The organism is Streptomyces rimosus (assembly GCF_008704655.1).
Lineage (GTDB): Bacteria > Actinomycetota > Actinomycetes > Streptomycetales > Streptomycetaceae > Streptomyces > Streptomyces rimosus.
Map to the genome: position 1 here is coordinate 2,459,641 of NZ_CP023688.1, position 16,887 is coordinate 2,476,527.

14 protein-coding genes are annotated in these 16,887 nt (G+C 71.7%); 6 read left to right on the forward strand and 8 right to left on the reverse strand.

What is annotated here, in order from left to right; translation table 11 throughout:
- Positions 1–36: 36 nt before the first annotated feature.
- Positions 37–1,203, reverse strand: a complete 1,167-nt coding sequence (locus CP984_RS09905; RefSeq protein WP_030184851.1) for a citrate synthase/methylcitrate synthase — start codon at positions 1,201–1,203, stop codon at positions 37–39.
- 142 nt (positions 1,204–1,345) lie between these two features.
- Between CP984_RS09905 and CP984_RS09910 the strand changes: the two genes are divergently transcribed.
- From CP984_RS09910 to CP984_RS09920, 3 genes are all read left to right on the forward strand, one after another.
- A complete protein-coding gene (locus tag CP984_RS09910; RefSeq protein WP_100246555.1) occupies positions 1,346–2,623 on the forward strand; it encodes a citrate synthase in 1,278 nt (425 codons plus the stop codon).
- Positions 2,624–2,786: 163 nt separating this feature from the next.
- A complete protein-coding gene (locus CP984_RS09915) occupies positions 2,787–3,746 on the forward strand; it encodes a sucrase ferredoxin (protein ID WP_003981836.1) in 960 nt (319 codons plus the stop codon).
- 119 nt (positions 3,747–3,865) lie between these two features.
- Positions 3,866–5,170 carry a M20 metallopeptidase family protein gene (locus tag CP984_RS09920; RefSeq protein WP_003981837.1) on the forward strand — a complete coding sequence of 435 codons (1,305 nt, stop codon included), beginning with the start codon at positions 3,866–3,868 and terminating at the stop codon, positions 5,168–5,170.
- 81 nt (positions 5,171–5,251) lie between these two features.
- Here CP984_RS09920 and CP984_RS09925 read toward each other — a convergent pair whose 3' ends face one another.
- Positions 5,252–5,803 carry a hypothetical protein gene (locus tag CP984_RS09925; protein ID WP_032920743.1) on the reverse strand — a complete coding sequence of 184 codons (552 nt, stop codon included), beginning with the start codon at positions 5,801–5,803 and terminating at the stop codon, positions 5,252–5,254.
- A 663-nt stretch (positions 5,804–6,466) separates the two neighbouring features.
- Between CP984_RS09925 and CP984_RS09930 the strand changes: the two genes are divergently transcribed.
- Together CP984_RS09930 and CP984_RS09935 are read left to right on the forward strand one after the other, a co-directional pair.
- Complete coding sequence (locus CP984_RS09930; RefSeq protein WP_226048795.1) at positions 6,467–8,080, forward strand: ATP-binding protein; 1,614 nt, start codon at positions 6,467–6,469, stop codon at positions 8,078–8,080.
- The gene (locus CP984_RS09935) at positions 8,077–8,751 is read left to right on the forward strand and encodes a DUF7342 family protein (protein ID WP_003981840.1); all 675 of its coding nucleotides are present in this window, start codon (positions 8,077–8,079) and stop codon (positions 8,749–8,751) included. The genes CP984_RS09930 and CP984_RS09935 overlap by 4 nt, the downstream gene beginning before the upstream one ends.
- Before the next feature lie 14 nt (positions 8,752–8,765).
- Here the strand turns inward: CP984_RS09935 and CP984_RS09940 are convergent, their stop codons facing one another.
- From CP984_RS09940 to CP984_RS09955, 4 genes are all read right to left on the reverse strand, one after another.
- Positions 8,766–9,443: a response regulator transcription factor gene (locus CP984_RS09940; protein WP_003981841.1), complete on the reverse strand. Its 678-nt coding sequence runs from the start codon at positions 9,441–9,443 to the stop codon at positions 8,766–8,768.
- A complete protein-coding gene (locus CP984_RS09945) occupies positions 9,440–10,630 on the reverse strand; it encodes a sensor histidine kinase (protein WP_003981842.1) in 1,191 nt (396 codons plus the stop codon). Before CP984_RS09945 ends, CP984_RS09940 begins: the two co-directional genes overlap by 4 nt.
- 46 nt (positions 10,631–10,676) lie before the next feature.
- A complete protein-coding gene (locus CP984_RS09950) occupies positions 10,677–11,165 on the reverse strand; it encodes a hypothetical protein (RefSeq protein ID WP_003981843.1) in 489 nt (162 codons plus the stop codon).
- A gap of 180 nt (positions 11,166–11,345) precedes the next feature.
- Positions 11,346–13,466, reverse strand: a complete 2,121-nt coding sequence (locus tag CP984_RS09955; protein ID WP_003981844.1) for a DNA gyrase/topoisomerase IV subunit B — start codon at positions 13,464–13,466, stop codon at positions 11,346–11,348.
- Between the two features lie 445 nt (positions 13,467–13,911).
- On the opposite strand from CP984_RS09955, the gene CP984_RS09960 reads away from it, so the two are divergent.
- On the forward strand, positions 13,912–14,142 hold the full coding sequence (locus CP984_RS09960) for a DUF7455 domain-containing protein (RefSeq protein WP_003981845.1): 231 nt from the start codon (positions 13,912–13,914) through the stop codon (positions 14,140–14,142).
- Positions 14,143–14,341: 199 nt separating this feature from the next.
- Here CP984_RS09960 and CP984_RS09965 read toward each other — a convergent pair whose 3' ends face one another.
- Together CP984_RS09965 and CP984_RS09970 are read right to left on the reverse strand one after the other, a co-directional pair.
- Entirely contained in the window at positions 14,342–15,157 is an 816-nt protein-coding gene (locus CP984_RS09965; RefSeq protein ID WP_003981846.1) for a S1 family peptidase, read from the reverse strand.
- Positions 15,158–15,306: 149 nt separating this feature from the next.
- Positions 15,307–16,857 (reverse strand): RNA polymerase sigma factor, encoded by a 1,551-nt coding sequence (locus CP984_RS09970; protein ID WP_003981847.1) that lies wholly within the window; start codon positions 16,855–16,857, stop codon positions 15,307–15,309.
- Between the last annotated feature and the right edge of the window lie 30 nt (positions 16,858–16,887).

The following is a 16,887-nucleotide window of genomic DNA, read 5'->3' on the forward strand; positions in this document are numbered from 1 at the left end:
GTCGGTGCGGCGGCGCGCCGTCGGTCCGGTGCGCCGTTAGTTCAGCGCGGCGGGCACCGGCTGCGGCGGGGGCGGCCCCACATAGCGGGCCGCCGGACGGATGATCTTCGAGTCGTCCGCCTGCTCCAGGATATTGGCGCTCCACCCGATCACCCGCGCGGCACAGAACGTCGGGGTGAACATCTCCCGCGGCAGGCCGCACAGCTCCATCACCACGCCCGCGTAGAACTCGACGTTGGTGTGCAGTTCCCGGCCGGGCTTCAGCTCGGCGAGGAGCGCCTCGACCCGCTCCTCCACCTGGAGCGCGAAGTCCACGAGCGGCCCGCCGAAGCCCCGTGCGATGTCCCGCAGCATCCGCGAGCGGGGGTCCTCGGTGCGGTACACGGGGTGCCCGAAGCCCATGATCCGCTCGCCCGAGCGGACGCGTTCGCGGATCCAGGGGTCGATGCGGTCCGGGGTGCCGATGGCGTCGAGGGCGTCCAGGGCCCGGCTGGGCGCGCCGCCGTGCAGTGGTCCGGAGAGTGCGCCGACCGCGCCGGCCAGGCAGGCCGCGAGGTCGGCGCCGGTGGAGGCGATGACGCGGGCGGTGAAGGTCGAGGCGTTGAAGCCGTGGTCGACGGTGGAGATCAGGTAGCGTTCGATGGCGCTCGCACGCTCGGGGTCCGGTTCCTCCCCGGTGAGCATGTAGAGGTAGTTGGCGGCGTAGGGGAGGTCGTCCCGCGGCTCGACCGGCGTCAGGCCCCGGCCGAGGCGGTGCAGCGCGGTGAGGATGGTGGGCACGGCGGCGCTCGCGGTGAGGGCGTCCGCGCCGCGCTGCCCGGCGTCGATGTCGTACAGGGGCCGGAAGCCCGCGGCGGCGCCGAGCAGGGAGAGCGCGGTGCGCAGGCCGGCGAGCGGGCCGCTGCGGGCGCTCGCGCGGGCGATGCCGGGCAGCGCGTCCCGTACGGCGTCGGGCAGGTGGCGCAGGGGCGCGGTCTCCGCCGTGAAGGCGGCGCGCCGCTCCGCGTCCGGCAGGGAGCCGCGGAGCATCAGGTGCCAGACGTCCTCGAAGGTACGGCTTTGCGCGAGCTCCACGGCGGAGTACTGGCGGTAGTGGTAGAAGCCCTCCCCGCCCCGTACGTCCCCCAGTTCGGTCTCGGTGACGATCACGCCCGCGAGGCCGCGGGGTACGTCGACGGTCATGCCCGGTTCGGCGATCGACATGGCGCTCACTGCCTCTCTCTGCTCTTTCCCTGATCACCGGCGCCTCGGTCGGTGTGAACTTGACTGTCCATGGTTGACTCTGTCGATGTCAATATTGATTGGATCAACATAATCATCGGGACGCATCGATACGATGGGCGTCATGGCGGATCACGGAGCGGACCATGAGACGGGGCACCGCGCGAACGACGGCGACGGGGCGGAGCGGCGGCTGAGCACCCGGGAGGCGGCCGAGCGGCTCGGCGTGAAACCGGAAACGGTGTACGCGTACGTCAGCCGCGGCCAGCTGACCAGCCGGCGGAACCCCGGCGGACGCGGCAGCACCTTCGACGCCGCTGAGGTGGACGCGCTCGTCCGGCGCGGCGCCCGCCGCGAACCGGCCGCCCAGGGCGGCGACCTGGCGATCCGTACCGGCATCACCCTCATCGACCAGGACCGCTGCTACTTCCGCGGCGTGGACTCCTCCGAGCTGACCTCCCGTTACGGCTACGAAGAGGTCGCCGACTGGCTCTGGACGGGCGTGCTGCGCCCCGGCGTCCGCTTCACGGCCCCGGAGGACGCGCTCGCCGCCGCGCGCCGGGCCGTCGGCGCGCTGCCCGCGCACAGCAGCCCGATGGACCGGCTGCGCGTCGCGGTGGTGGCGGCAGCCTCCGCCGATCCGCTGCGCTTCGACCTGTCCGAGGACGCCGTCCTGGGTACGGCGCGCGCGCTGATCCCCGTCCTCGTGGACGCCCTACCGCACCTGGGCAGCCCGGGCGGCCACACTTCGGCCCCGCTCCCCCGGCGCCTGTGGTCGCGCCTCACCCCGGAACGGCCCGACGAGCCGTCACTTCGCGCGCTGGACGCGGCACTTACCCTCCTGATCGACCACGACCTCGCCGCTTCCACCCTGGCCGCCCGGGTGGCCGCCTCCGCGCGGGCGCATCCGTACGCCGTCGTGTCGGCCGGATTCGGCGCGCTGGACGGGCCCCTGCACGGCGCCGCGAGCGGGCTCGCGCACCGCATGCTGCTGGAGGTGCTGGAACGGGGCAGCGCGGCGGCCGTGGTCGCGGACCACCTGCGCGCCGGCCGCCGGGTGCCCGGCCTCGGCCATCGCGTCTACCAGGGCGAAGACCCGCGCGCCCGCACCCTGTTCCGCCTCCTGGAGGACGTACCGCAGGCCGGACCGGCACTGGCGGCGGCCCGCGAAGTCGCCGCCACCACCGCCCGGCACACCGCCCTGCACGCCAACGTCGATCTCGCGCTGGCCACCCTGACCGTCTCGGCCGGCATGACCCCCGAAGCCGGCGAAACGGTCTTCGCGGTGGCCCGCACGGCTGGCTGGATCGCCCACGCACTGGAGGAGTACGCGGAACGCCCGCTCCGTATCCGCCCGAGCGGCCACTATCAAGGGCCGCGGCCGCCTCAGCCGATGCCGTGAACAGGGCGGGCCGAGGCGGGGGCGGGGCTTGGGGCGCCAAGTCGAGTGCAACCCCTGGGGCGTTGAGCATCTGCACCCCGCCCCTCCCCGACCGGGTGAGCCCGGATTTCGATGATCCCGGTGCTGGATTCCGGCCGCTCCGCGACAGGTTAGGGTTACCTGTGTGAGCACGTGCGCAACCGCTTCCCGCGATGCCGCCGAGCCCGTCGCAGGCACCTCGGCAACCGCCCGGACCTGGCTGCTCGTCGAGCAGACCGGCCCCTGGGGCACCGAGGCACTGATCGAAAGCCATCTCGATCCCCGCATCGGGCGGGCCCTGGAAGCGGCCGCGGACGGCACGGGCGTACGCGTCGCCCTCATCCGCCGGCCAGGCCGCCACGCCGACTGCCACGGTTCCACCGCCCGCCGCGTCTTCCTCGCACACACCGCACCGGGCCGCTCCTGGATGCGCACCGCGACCATCACCGACCCCGGAGCGCTGCTGTCCCTCGACTTCGCACGGCTGGGGGCGGGCGAACACGACGGGCTCTGGGCCCCGTACACCGGCGATCCGCTGGTCTTCGTCTGCACCAACGGCAAGCGTGACCGCTGCTGCGCCCTCCTCGGCCGCCCGCTGGCCGCCGAACTGACCGTCAGCGGAACCGAGGCGTGGGAGATAACCCACATCGGCGGCCACCGCTTCTCCCCCACCCTCTTCGTGCTCCCTTACGGCTACGCCTACGGGCGGGCCTCCGCCCCGCTGGTCAAGGACGCCGTGGAGTCGGCGCGCTCGGGCCGCGTCCTGCTGGACCACTGCCGGGGCCGCTCCGCCTGGGAACGCCCGGCCCAGGCCGCCGACCTCGCCGTTCGCGAGCTGATACGCGAAGACCGGGCGGACGCGCTCGATGCCGTACGCACGGAGGCCGTATCACCGCCCGGCGCCGGCGAAGCGCCCGTCACCCCGGCGTGGGCCGTCACGGTCGCGCACCGGGACGGCCGGTCCTGGCGGGTCACGGTGGAGCAGCGCACCGATGGCGCACCCGCCCCGGCCAGTTGCGGGCTCCCGCTCGGACGGCCGGCCCGTATGGCCGTACTGTCCGTACGGGCCCTCCCCGGCCCCGCCTCCTCCCCTGCCCCGTCCTGATCAAGGTGCGGTTACCCCCACCACCAAGCGGTGGCTCACCGGATGGGCAGCAGCACCGATGGGCGGCGATCGTGGATCCGGAGATCACTTGAGCCGAAGGGGGAACGGTGAGTCGTTTCATGGAACACGCCGTCGCGCGCCGTACGTTGCTGGCCGGCGCGGCGGCGGCCGGCGCGGCAACGGCGTGGGCGGGCGCGGGGGAGGCCGTCGCCGGTGGGTGGAAGGGGCCGGTGGAACAGTCGGCCGTGGCCGCCGAGACCGCCCGCTTGGAGCGCGCGCTGATCGAGCTGCGACGCGACGTCCATCGGCACCCCGAGGCCCCGGGACAGGAGAAGCGCACGGCCGCTGTGGTGGCCCGTGAGTTGCGCGCGGCCGGGCTGGCCGTCACCACCGGAGTGGGCGGCCATGGAGTCGTCGGTGTCCTGCGGGGCTCGCGACCCGGCCGGACCGTTGCCTACCGGGCGGACATGGACGCGGTGCCACCCAGGGACATCGTCGGTACGGGCCCCGCGCCGGCCCACGTCTGCGGCCACGACGTCCACACGGCGGTGGGCATCGGCGTGGCCCGGGTCCTGGCACGGCTGCGGCATCGGCTGAGCGGAACAGCGGTCTTCCTGTTCCAGCCCGCCGAGGAGACTCTGTCCGGCGCCCGCGCACTGATCGACGCGGGCGTGCTGGAGCGTTTGAGCATCGAGGAGATCCACGCGCTGCACTGCGGGCCGTTCCCTGTCGGCCGGTTCGCCGTGCTGCCGGGCCACGGGATGCCGGGCCAGGACAAGGCGGAGGTGACACTCTCCGGACCGGACGCGTTCGAGGCCGCGCGACGCCTGGCCGCCGACATCGGCGCCCTCGCAACGGTGGCCCTACCGCGGTCCCCGGCGGACCTGGAACGCCTGGTCGCCGACGCCCTGATACCCGACGGACCACTGGCCCGCTTCGTGGCCGTCCGGGCCACGGCCGAGAAGGCGCGGGTGAGCGTGTCCTACCGCTGCTGGCCGCAGGAGCGGTACGTGGAGGTCCGCGAGGCCATCCGCCGTGCGGCCAGGCCGTACGCGGGGGCCGGGGTGCGCTTCCCCGCCGAGCCGTTCCCGGCCATGGTCTGCCCGGCCCACGACGCCCGCCTGCTCGCCCGTCACCTGCGCCGCACGGTCGGCCGGAACACGGTCATCGAGCTTCGCGCTGCCTTCCCTCCCTTCAGCGGCGAGGACTTCGCCCTCTACTTGAACCGGATACCCGGCACGTACACGTTCCTCGGCGTCCGCGCCCCTGGCACACCGATCACCACGAGCTACCCGCACTACCCCGACTTCTCCCCGGACGAGCGCGCCATCGGCGTCGGCGTACGGGCGATGGCCGGCTGGATCGCGGAGCGCACCCGCCCAGCGCGGGAGCAGCCAGGCGGAATCACGCACCGGGGCGACTGACCCCACTCCCCTGACCACCGCCCGCTCGCCCGTCCGAGCACGCGAACCCGGCCCCTTGACCGCCTCGCCGAAAGCGGACCTTCAGCACTGCCAGAGAAACGCAGCCTCGCCACACCCCCGGCACCGGAACACATAACCCCGCCCCATCCCACCGAAGTTGGCCGCGGTCCTGTGGTCGTACCCCTCTTCGAGCTCGGCCGTGAAAGTCATGCGGGCGCTACAGGAGGGGCAGTCAGGTGTCTCGTCGTGCTGGATCCAGTCGGGTTCGCCGCCCAGCCGCCCCAAGGCCGGTTCGTCGGTGGGGGTGTCCTCAGGGTGGGCGCGCAGCGCGGTGACGGCACCGAGCAGGGTCTCGCCCTCGGACGGGACCTTCGCCGCCGTGAGCCGACCGGTGAACAGGAAGGCCCGGTTGGCGCCGCCAGTGGCGTCCCAGTCGCCGCACATCCCGGGGTCGTTCTGGCACTGGAACACCGCGATCGCCCCATCTTCGACAGGTAGGTGGGCCAGGAATTGCATGGCCCCTTCGCACTCGCGGCACACCGGCCAGACGAATCCCTCCGGGACGAGCGGCACTCCACCGGTGCGCAGTACGGGTTCGTCGGCCGCGGCTTCCCCGCCGTAGATCAGCAGCATGATCACAGCCTAGGTACGGTCCGCCGAGCCCCGGATCAGCGGTCCGGTCACAGATCCCCTCACACCACCTCATCGATCCACCCCCTGAAGAGAAGTCCACGTACGTCCGCGGAGACCACCGCCGCAACCCCCGTCGTCACACTGCGAGATTAAGCAGTCACACACGGCCCCCGAAACCCCTGTGGACAACCACCGCATCCCTTATCCACAGGGCTTGCCAAGCGCTGGCCTGTGACCGTTCGCGGTAGTCGGCGACTGCTCGCGATAGGTGGCGGAGGCGCCGAGACGATTGCCTGAGCTGCGCCTTCGCTGGTGGAGACGCCGGCTCGGGCCTCAGATCCGCCAACTATCGTGAACAGGTCTCACCAACTGCGGTGAACACAAACGCCGTGGCCAGCGAGGACTCCGGAGACGATCCGCCAGGTATCGCGAGTGGTCACACGGCCACCGTGCTGCCCCTCCAGCCCCCGGACCGGGCTGACCGCCTGCTGACCACCTGCCGCTCCCCGCCTTCGCTTACTGTTCGTTCGTATGGGCGCAAAGGACCAGATCAACGCGCAGCCGGGCGCGGGACAGGCCGCCGGTGGCGGGTTCCGCGCCGCGCTGTCGCGCCTGCGTGCCCGCCTGGGCTGGCCGCGCCGCGTCTTCGCGCAGGTGCTGCTGATGCAGTTGGCCATCGCCACCGGCGTCACCGCGCTCGCCACCGGCCTCTTCCTCGCCCCGCTCGGCGCGCAGCTCGACGACCAGGCGATGCGCCGCGCTCTGGCCATCGCCCAGACCACCGCCGCCGAGTCCCGCCTGGACGACGCGCTGGAGAGCTCCCGGCCTGGGCGCACGGGGCCCGTGCAGCACGAGGCGGAGCGGATCCGCCGGGCGACCGGGGCGGAGTACGTCGTGATCATGGACGTACACGGAGTGCGCTGGTCCCACACCGACCCGGACCAGATCGGGCGGCATGTGTCGACCGACCCCGGCGACGTCCTGGCGGGCCACGAGGTCAGGGAGATCGACGAGGGCACCCTCGGCCGTTCCGCGCGCGGCAAGGTTCCGCTGCGGGACGAGCAGGGGAAGATCGTCGGCGCCGTCTCGGTCGGCATCGCCTACGAGAACGTGCAGCAACTGCTGCTGGCCACCGTGCCGCAGTTGCTCGCGTACGCGGGCGGGGCGCTCGCGGTCGGCGCGCTGGCCGCCTACCTGGTCGCCCGGCGGCTCCAGCGCCGTACCCATGACCTGGCCTTCTCCGACATCTCCGCCCTGCTCGCCGAGCGCGAGGCGATGCTGCACGGCATCCGGGAGGGGTTCGTGGCGCTCGACCGGCACGGCCGTATCCGGCTGCTGAACGACGAGGCGCAGCGCCTGCTCGACCTGCGCGCCGAGGACACCGGCCGGCCGCTGGAGGAAGCGCTGCCGCCCGGCCGTACCGCCGAGGTCCTGTCCGGGCGGGTGCGCGGCGCCGACCTGCTCACCGTCAGCGGGCAGCGGGTCCTGGTGGCCAACCGGATGCCGACCGACGACGGCGGGGCTGTGGTAACGCTGCGCGACCGCACCGAGTTGGAGCGGCTGGGCCGCGAGCTGGACGGCACCCGGGGCCTCATCGACGCGCTCCGCGCCCAGGACCATGAGCACGCCAACCGCCTCCACACGCTGCTCGGCCTCCTGGAGCTGGGGCTGCACGAGGAGGCCGTGGAGTTCGTGACCCAGGCCGTGGGCGTGCATCGGGCGACCGCCGAGCAGGTCACCGAGCGGGTGCACGATCCGCTGCTGGCGTCCCTGCTGGTCGGCAAGGCGACCGTGGCCACCGAGCGCGGCGTCTCGCTGGGCATCGCGCCCGACAGCCGCCTGCCGGATCGCGTGGTGGACCCGCGTGGCCTGGTCACGGTCCTGGGCAACCTGGTCGACAACGCCCTGGACGCCACGGCCGGCCGCCCCGGAGCGCGCGTCGAGGTGGAGCTTCGCGCCGAGGGCCGCACCGCCGTGGTCCGCGTCCGTGACAACGGCCCGGGAGTGCCCGTACCCCGGCGCGCGGAGATCTTCACCGAGGGCTGGACGACCAAGGAACCTCCGGCCCACGGACAGCGCGGCATCGGCCTCGCGCTCGTGCGCCGTCTCGCCGAACGGTACGGAGGTGCCGCCGAGGTGGGCGACCGCCCCGGAGGTGGCGCGGAATTCACCGTCACCCTCCCGGACGCGCTGTCCGACGCGCTGTCCACCGGGCCGGAAGCCGCCGATGCCACCCAAGCCACCGGAGTCACAGACGACACAGGAGCCCCTCGATGATCGACGTACTGGTCGTGGACGACGACACCCGGGTCGCCGAGATCAACGCCGCCTACGTCGCGAAGGTCCCGGGCTTCCGCGTCAGCCGCCTCGCCCACTCCGCCGCGGAGGCACTGGCCGCCCTGGAGACGGCCCCCGTCGATCTCGTCCTGCTGGACCACTACCTCCCCGACGAGACCGGCCTCCAGCTCGTGTCCCGGCTGCGGCAGCGCGGCGTCCAGACCGACGTGATCATGGTGACCGCGGCCCGCGACATCGCGACCGTCCAGGCGGCCATGCGCCAGGGCGCGCTGCAGTACCTGGTCAAGCCGTTCACGTTCGCGGGGCTTCGGCACAAACTGGAGGGTTACGCGGCGCTCCACCGCGCCTTCGAGGGCGGCGGCCAGGCCGAACAGTCCGAGGTCGACCGGATCTTCGGCGCCCTGGGGTCCGCCGGGGCCGGGCCCGCCGAGCTGCCCAAGGGGCATTCGACGGCGACCGCCGATCGCGTACGGTCCGTCCTGCGCACGGCCGACGAAGCGCTGTCCGCCCAGGACGTGGCCCGGCAGGCGGGGCTCAGCCGGCAGACCGCGCAGCGCTACCTCAAGCTCCTCGAACACGCCGGGCGGGTCCGTCTCAGCCTCAAGTACGGCGAGACCGGCCGCCCCGAGCACCGCTACCTCTGGGTCTGACGCATCCGACCCGATCAGGTGATGGACGACTCGGGCGGTTGTGCGAGACCGTGGCGGTAGGCGTAGTGGATCGCCTGGGCCCGGTTCCGCAGCCCGGCCTTGGCGAAGAGGTTGTTGATGTGGGTCTTCACGGTCGCGTTCGAGACGTGCAGCGACCGGGCGATCTCCGGGTTGGACAGCCCCTCGGCGACCAGCCGCAGCACCTCCACCTCGCGTGCGGTCAGCCCGTCCGGGGGCCCGGCCGGTGCCGCCGAGGCGGCGGGCCGTGCGGGCTCGGCGAACCGCTCCAGCAGCCGCCGCTGCACCTTCGGCGACAGTCCCGCCTCGCCCGACAGGACGTCCTCGATGGCCCGTACGATCTCGTCGCCGTCCGCGTCCTTGGTCAGGTAGCCGCGCGCACCGGCCTCCAGCGCGGGGAAGAGATGGTCGTCGTCGGCGTAGGTCGTCAGCACCACGACCTCGGTGCCCGGGTGTTCCGTACGGATGCGCCGGGTGGCCTCGACGCCGTCGCAGCGGGGCATCCTGAGGTCCATCAGCACGACGTCCGGGGCCAGTTCGGCGGCGAGCCGTACGGCTTCCTCGCCGTCCCCGGCCGAACCGACGACCTCGATGCCCGGCAGCAGCCCCAGCAGCATCACGATTCCCTCGCGCACCACGGTCTGGTCGTCGGCGACCACCACCCGCGCCGTCATGCCGGCACCCGCAACCGCACCACGAAACCCTCCTCGTCGGGGCCGGAGTCCAGCGTTCCGCCGAGGAGTTCGGCGCGCTCCCGCATCCCCAGCAGACCGTACCCGGAACCGGACGAGCCGAGATCGTCCAGGGCACCCGGTCCGCCGCCGCGCGGCTTCCTGCGCGCGCCGGAGTCCCGTACCTCCAGCTCGACTTCGCTCTCCGCGTAGTCGAGGCGTACGGTCACCCGCGCGCCCGGCGCGTGCTTCCGTACGTTCGTGAGCGCCTCCTGCGCCACCCTGCGCAACGCCAGAGCGGCCTCGGGAGAGAGCGTGCGGCGCTCCCCCGTCACCTCCAGGCGGGCGCCCTCGGCGGCCGTCAGATGGTGCAGGAAGTCCTCCACCGGGGCCATCTCGCCGCGCAGCGCCGACAGGGCCTGCCGCGTGCCGTCCAGCCCTTCCCGCGCCATGCCACGCGCCGCCACCACCCGTTCAAGGACCTGCTGCCGGTCCGCCTCCAGGTCCTCGCTGCGCTGGATCAGCAGCCGCGCCGCTTCCAAGTGCACCAATTGCGCACTCAGACTGTGTGCCAGTACGTCGTGGATCTCGCGGGCGATACGGCTCCGCTCGGCCAGCGCCGCCGTCTCGGCCTCGGCCTTGCGGGCGGCCCGTTCCTGGGTCAGCAGCCGCTGGGCGTTGCCCCGCGCCTCCGAGTCCAGCCGCAGGACGTACCCGGCCAGTCCGAGCCCGATGACGGTCGTCGCGGTCGACAGCCAGTCGTCGGGACTGCGCAGGGTGTACGCCCCCAGGGACACGGCCATGGCCGGCAGCGCCGCCGCCAGCGGCAGCCGCTCCATCGAGATGACGGCGGTGGCTCCCCACACCACGGCGGCCGGCACCCTCGCGCCCTCCAGGTGGAACCAGAGCGCGCCGATCTCCAGGAGTGCCAGCAGTCCGAGCGCGGGCCACAGCCGGTGCTGGAGCGTCGTATGGAAGAAGCCCCACAGGGCCACGCCGCACAGCGCGACCGTGGCCAGCCCCAGGACCACACCTGCGCCCCGGAACTCCCGGTTCGCCAGGGCGCTCCACAGCAGGGCTCCCATCACCAGGACGCGGATGCCGCGCCCGATCCACAGCCGGGTCGTGCTGAACCCGGCCCGGGACAGTGCCTCCCGCAAGGGCCAGCTCGTCCAGATACTCAGCGCCACCAACGATCCTTCCGGCGTACGGCTCCCGGGGCGCGAACACGCGGCTTCAGCCACCGGCAGCAACACGGTACGTCGGCCGCAGCGTCTGGGCCCGCCAGTACATGGTGCCCGTCCGGGCCAGCAACGTGGCGGCCACGGTCAGCATCGTGGACTGGCTGCCCAGATGGATCCCGGCCAGGACCGCGACTCCGTACAGGCCGAACCGCAGTGCCGCGCCGAGCACCCAGGCCACGGCGGTCACCGGGCGGCCCGCCGACCAGACCGCACCGTCGTCGTCGGTCCAGATGCGCATCGTCCACGCCCAGGCCGCGCCGGTCAGCAGCCCGAGGACGACCCCGACGGCCAGCAGGACGACGGACCCGGCGGGGTGCGCCTTGTCGAGCAGGCCCGGCTCGCGCACCGCCATGATCGCGAGGATGCCGGGCAGCAGCCACCAGCGCCGGCCGTCCGTCTCCAGCCGCTGCGGTTTCAGCTGCCGTACGACCACCACCGCGATGACCGCGACGATGACGAGAACGTTGAGCGAACCGCTCATGACCTGGGCCTCCGAGGCGTGGGAACAACAACGTCCCCGACGCTACGGAGCGCGGCCCGCCTCCCGGATCGGCGTACGGGTGGGCCCCGGGTGGAAAAAGCGGCGGGCGCCCCTCCACCCGTGGGTGGACAGGCGCCCGTACCGGCGCGCGCCACGCTTCACGCGCCCGCGCGGACCCCGTCAGGTGTCGATGCGGGAGCGGTCGAGCGTGGCGGCGGAGCTGGTGATGAATTCGCGGCGGGGCGCGACCTCATTGCCCATGAGCAGGTCGAAGACCTTCTCGGCGGCTTCCAGCTCGCCGATGTTGATCCGGCGCAGGGTGCGGTGGCGGGGGTCCATGGTGGTCTCGGCCAGCTGGTCGGCGTCCATCTCGCCCAGGCCCTTGTAGCGCTGGATGCTGTCCTTGTAGCGGATGTTCTTGCGCTGCAGCTCCAGCAGGGTCTGGCGCAGCTCGTTGTCCGAGTAGGTGTACAGGTACTTGTCCTGGCCCTTCTTGGGCTGGATCAGCTCGACGCGGTGCAGCGGCGGCACGGCGGAGAAGACCCGGCCCTGTTCGACCATGGGGCGCATGTAGCGCTGGAAGAGGGTCAGCAGCAGGGTGCGGATGTGGGCGCCGTCGACGTCGGCGTCGGCCAGGAAGATGACCTTGCCGTAGCGGGCCGCGTCGATGTCGAAGGTACGGCCCGAGCCGGCCCCTATCACCTGGATGATCGCGCCGCACTCGGCGTTCTTGAGCATGTCCGAGACGGACGCCTTCTGCACGTTCAAGATCTTGCCGCGGATCGGCAGCAGCGCCTGGAACTCCGAGTTGCGCGCCAGCTTCGCGGTGCCCAGCGCGGAGTCGCCCTCCACGATGAACAGCTCGCTGCGCTCGACATCGTCGCTGCGGCAGTCGGCCAGCTTCGCCGGCAGCGAGGACGATTCCAGGGCGGTCTTGCGGCGCTGGGCCTCCTTGTGCTGGCGGGCCGCGATACGGGTGCGGGCCGCCGCGACGACCTTGTCCAGCACCGCGCGGGCCTGCTGCTTGGCGTCACGCTTGGTGGAGGTCAAGAACGCCTTGAGTTCCTTGGCGATGACCTGGGCGACGATGCGGGAGGCGGCCGAGGTGCCCAGCACCTCCTTGGTCTGCCCCTCGAACTGCGGCTCCGCCAGGCGCACGGTGACGACCGCGGTCAGGCCCTCCATGGCGTCGTCCTTGACGACGTCGTCCTCGGCCACCCGCAGCAGCTTGGCCGCGCGCAGCGCCTCGTTGACCGTCTTGGTCACCGCCCGCTCGAAGCCGGTCACATGGGTGCCGCCCTTGGGGGTGGCGATGATGTTGACGAAGGAGCGCACGGTGGTGTCGTAGCCGGTGCCCCAGCGCAGCGCCACGTCCACGCCCAGCTCCCGGGTGACCTCGGTGGGCGTCATGTGGCCGCGCTCGTCCAGGACCGGCACGGTCTCTTTGAAGGTGCCCTGGCCGGACAGGCGCAGGACGTCGCACACGGCCTTGTCCTGGGCGAGGTATTCGCAGAACTCGCTGATGCCGCCGTCGTAGCGGAAGGTCTCCTCGAGCACGCCCTCGCCTTCCAGGCCGCGCTCGTCGCGCACGACCAGGGTCAGGCCGGGCACCAGGAAGGCGGTCTGGCGGGCGCGGGCGTGCAGCGTCTCCAGGGAGAGCTTGGCGTCCTTGAGGAAGATCTGCCGGTCCGCCCAGTACCGCACGCGCGTGCCGGTGCGGGTCTTGGGGATGCGCTTGCCCTTGAGCAGGCCGTTGGCCGGATCGAAGGGGGCGTCGGGGCCGGATTCGGTGAAGATGCCGGGCACGCCGCGGCGGAAGCTGATCGAGTGGGTCTTGCTGTTGCGGTCGACCTCGACGTCCAGCCGGGCGGACAGGGCGTTGACCACGGAGGCGCCGACGCCGTGCAGACCGCCGGAGGCCGCGTACGAGCCGCCGCCGAACTTGCCGCCGGCGTGCAGCTTGGTCATCACGACCTCGACGCCGGACAGGCCGGTCTTGGGCTCCACGTCCACCGGGATGCCGCGGCCGTTGTCGCGGACCTCCACCGAACCGTCGTCGTGGAGGATCACCTCGATACGGTCGCAGTAGCCGCCCAGGGCCTCGTCGACGGAGTTGTCGATGATCTCCCACAGGCAGTGCATCAGACCGCGGCTGTCCGTCGAGCCGATGTACATGCCCGGGCGCTTGCGGACGGCCTCCAGTCCCTCCAGGACGAGCAGATGCCGCGCGGTGTAGTTGGAACCGTCCCGGTCTGCCCCGGTCAGCACTGCGGTGGACGGCACGGACATCTCGGCGGTCACGCGGTTCGCTCCTCGCTGAATTACTGGTGGTCCGCATTCCGCGGACCCGGTCGTGGCGGTGTCGCCGGTCAGAGCGTACCGAGGCCCGGTAGAGCCGAAGTGACGCCACCCGTGACGATGTCCATGGTAGTAGACTTTCGCTCACGTGTTCGATCCCTCGTTGGGGTGAGAGTGCGGTGACGCGCACATCACGTTCCCTTCGAGGCATGAACCATTTAGGCTCCGGGCACGTCCTCTTGAACAACCGGCAAGCCAGCCGGGAGGACAAAGCCCAGCAACCAACGTGAATCAGACCACCACGCAATACGGCTCATTCGCCGCCACCCGGCAACACCCGGCGTCCTTGGAAAAATTTTTTCAGGGAATAGGCACGAGCGGGAACGTTTTCGGCCTGGTTGGATGTTGACCCTGGTACGACAGCTCGTCGAGCTAGAGAAGAGGCGACGTGACTACTGTTCTGACCCCCGCGAGCCCGCTGACGGCCGCTGACCGCTGCGACCGCTGCGGCGCCCAGGCATACCTGCGCGTCGTCCTGATGTCCGGCGGCGAACTGCTCTTCTGCGCCCACCACGGCCGCAAGTTCGAGCCAGAACTCAAGAAGATCGCCGCGGAAATACAGGACGAGACGGAGCGGCTGACCGCCTCTCCCGCGTCTGCTTCCGATGAGGAACGCTGACACATCGCATCCGACGACGAGCGAGCAGCGGCCTAGGGCCGTGTGGCGGGCGGCTTCCCGGAACCACCGGGAAGCCGCCCGCACTCGTATGCCCCGGCGCTTGACGTGACGAGGGTGCCCTCAAGCGCCTCCTGTGCCGTCCTGAGGCCCTGCGGTCGCCCGTCCCGGTCCTCCGGGCCGCCCGCCCGTGTCATGGCGCTCAGCCGGCACCATGGGCGGTCACATGCTTCATCATCGCCGAGATGCGCGTATAGACGCCCGGCTTCGCCGCCTTTCCGCATCCGGTACCCCAGGACACCAGCCCGATCAGCCGCCCCCGCGCCACCAGCGGCCCGCCGCTGTCACCCTGGCAGGCGTCCCGGCCGCCCTGCGGCGTCCCCGCGCACAGCATGGAATCGGCCAAATACTTGCCGTCCGCGTTGCCCGGGTACGCCCTGCTACAGGCCGCATTCGAATACACCTGCACCTGCGCCGACCGGAGCGTGGCCGCGTACGTACCGCTACCGGTCGTGTCGCCCCAGCCGTACACGTTCGCCCGCGTACCGGCCCGGTAGGCGGCGTCGCCGGCCTTGGCCATCGGCAGCGCCCGGCCCTTCGGCTGCTGCGTGCCGAGCGTGAGCACGGCGATGTCACCGGCGTTGCTGTAACTGTCGTACGTCGGATTCACCCAGACCCGCCGCGGTACGAGTTCCTGCCCGCCGCGGCCCCGCATGTCCTCGCGACCCACGATGATCCGCAGGTCCCTGACCTGCTGCCACTCCACGCCCAGCACCGCGCGGCTCAGGCAGTGCGCCGCCGTCACCACCGTCGCGCGGCCGACCAGCACACCGCCGCAGTACTGGCCCGACCGGTCGGTCCCGAAGCGCGAGCGCGAGCTGATCGCGACCATCCAGGGGTGGTCGGAGACCTTCACCGGCCGGCCTCCCACCACCGACTCGTCCGCCCGCGCGACGGTGACCGGCACGGCGAGGACGAGGGCGAGCGCCCCGAGGGCGGCCCGGACGAAAGCACGCATACACGCTCCTGACTGTGCGGAAGTGTTCGCACACCCAGGGTGAGCCAGCCAGGCGCATCGCGCACCCGGACACACCGCGGGCCCGGCCCTCCCGAGGGAGGGCCGGGCCCGCGATGCACCCGGACGGCCGTCCGGGGCGAGAGTGCGGATCAGTCCAGGTAGTCGCGCAGGACCTGCGAGCGCGACGGGTGGCGCAGCTTCGACATCGTCTTGGACTCGATCTGGCGGATGCGCTCACGCGTGACGCCGTAGACCTTGCCGATCTCGTCCAGCGTCTTGGGCTGGCCGTCGGTGAGGCCGAAGCGCATGGAGACCACACCGGCCTCGCGCTCGCTGAGCGTGTCCAGAACCGAGTGCAGCTGCTCCTGCAGCAGCGTGAAGCTGACCGCGTCGGCCGGCACGACCGCCTCGGAGTCCTCGATCAGGTCACCGAACTCGCTGTCGCCGTCCTCGCCCAGCGGGGTGTGCAGCGAGATCGGCTCGCGGCCGTACTTCTGGACCTCGATGACCTTCTCGGGGGTCATGTCCAGTTCCTTGGCCAGCTCCTCCGGGGTGGGCTCGCGGCCCAGGTCCTGGAGCATCTGGCGCTGCACACGGGCCAGCTTGTTGATGACCTCGACCATGTGGACGGGGATACGGATCGTCCGGGCCTGGTCGGCCATGGCGCGGGTGATGGCCTGGCGGATCCACCACGTCGCGTACGTGGAGAACTTGTAACCCTTGGTGTAGTCGAACTTCTCGACCGCACGGATCAGACCGAGGTTGCCCTCCTGGATCAGGTCCAGGAAGAGCATGCCGCGGCCGGTGTAGCGCTTGGCCAGCGAGACGACCAGACGGAGGTTGGCCTCCAGCAGGTGGTTCTTGGCGCGGCGGCCGTCCTCGGCGATGATCTCCAGCTCGCGCTTGAGCTTCGGCGCCAGCTTGTCGGAGTTGGCCAGCTTGTCCTCGGCGAACAGGCCGGCCTCGATGCGCTTGGCGAGTTCGACCTCCTGCTCGGCGTTGAGCAGCGGGACCTTGCCGATCTGCTTGAGGTAGTCCTTGACCGGGTCGGCGGTGGCGCCGGCCGCGGCGACCTGCTGCGCGGGGGCGTCGTCCTCGTCGTCGTCGGACAGCACGAAGCCGGCGTTCTCGGCGCCCTCGGGCACCTCGGCGGCCTCGCCCTTGCCGGCGGGCGCCGCTTCCTCGATCGGCTCGTCCTCGAGGAGGTCGTCGACGTCCTTCTTGGAGGCGGTCTTCTTCGCCACGGTCTTCTTGGCGGCGGTCTTCTTCGCGACCGTCTTCTTGGCGGCGGCCTTCTTGGCGACCGTCTTCTTCTCGGGCCCGCCCTCGGCGTCGCCGTACGACGTGTCGCCCAGCGGGGCGGCCGCGGTGGTGGTGGCCTTCTTCACCGTGGCGGTCTTGGCCGCGACGGTCTTGGTGGCGGTGCGCTTCGCCGGACTCTTCGCTGCGACGCTCTTGCGGGTGCGCTTGGGCGCCTCTGCGGCACTGACCATCAGCGTCACACCCTCCTCGTCGAGGATCTGGTTGAGGCTGCGCAGAACGTTCTTCCACTGGGTTGGCGGAATCTGGTCAGCCTCGAAGGCCCGACGCACGTCATCGCCGGCGATCTGCCCATCAGCCTTTCCCCGCTCGATGAGCGCCATCACTGACTCGGACTCGGCGATCTCCGGCGGGAGCGTACGGGATGTGCTGGCCGACACGAACAACCTCTCGGAACGATGGGAACGGCT

What these genes read in the sequence shown, in the direction of transcription:
- CP984_RS09930 (WP_226048795.1), top strand. Translation starts at nt 6,467, where the DNA reads ATGCAGTTGGCCATCGCCACCGGCGTCACCGCGCTCGCCACCGGCCTC.
- CP984_RS09940 (WP_003981841.1), bottom strand. Translation starts at nt 9,443, where the DNA reads ATGACGGCGCGGGTGGTGGTCGCCGACGACCAGACCGTGGTGCGCGAG.
- CP984_RS09965 (WP_003981846.1), bottom strand. Translation starts at nt 15,157, where the DNA reads ATGCGTGCTTTCGTCCGGGCCGCCCTCGGGGCGCTCGCCCTCGTCCTC.
- CP984_RS09925 (WP_032920743.1), bottom strand. Translation starts at nt 5,803, where the DNA reads ATGCTGCTGATCTACGGCGGGGAAGCCGCGGCCGACGAACCCGTACTG.
- CP984_RS09950 (WP_003981843.1), bottom strand. Translation starts at nt 11,165, where the DNA reads ATGAGCGGTTCGCTCAACGTTCTCGTCATCGTCGCGGTCATCGCGGTG.
- CP984_RS09905 (WP_030184851.1), bottom strand. Translation starts at nt 1,203, where the DNA reads ATGTCGATCGCCGAACCGGGCATGACCGTCGACGTACCCCGCGGCCTC.
- CP984_RS09935 (WP_003981840.1), top strand. Translation starts at nt 8,077, where the DNA reads ATGATCGACGTACTGGTCGTGGACGACGACACCCGGGTCGCCGAGATC.
- CP984_RS09910 (WP_100246555.1), top strand. Translation starts at nt 1,346, where the DNA reads ATGGCGGATCACGGAGCGGACCATGAGACGGGGCACCGCGCGAACGAC.
- CP984_RS09920 (WP_003981837.1), top strand. Translation starts at nt 3,866, where the DNA reads ATGGAACACGCCGTCGCGCGCCGTACGTTGCTGGCCGGCGCGGCGGCG.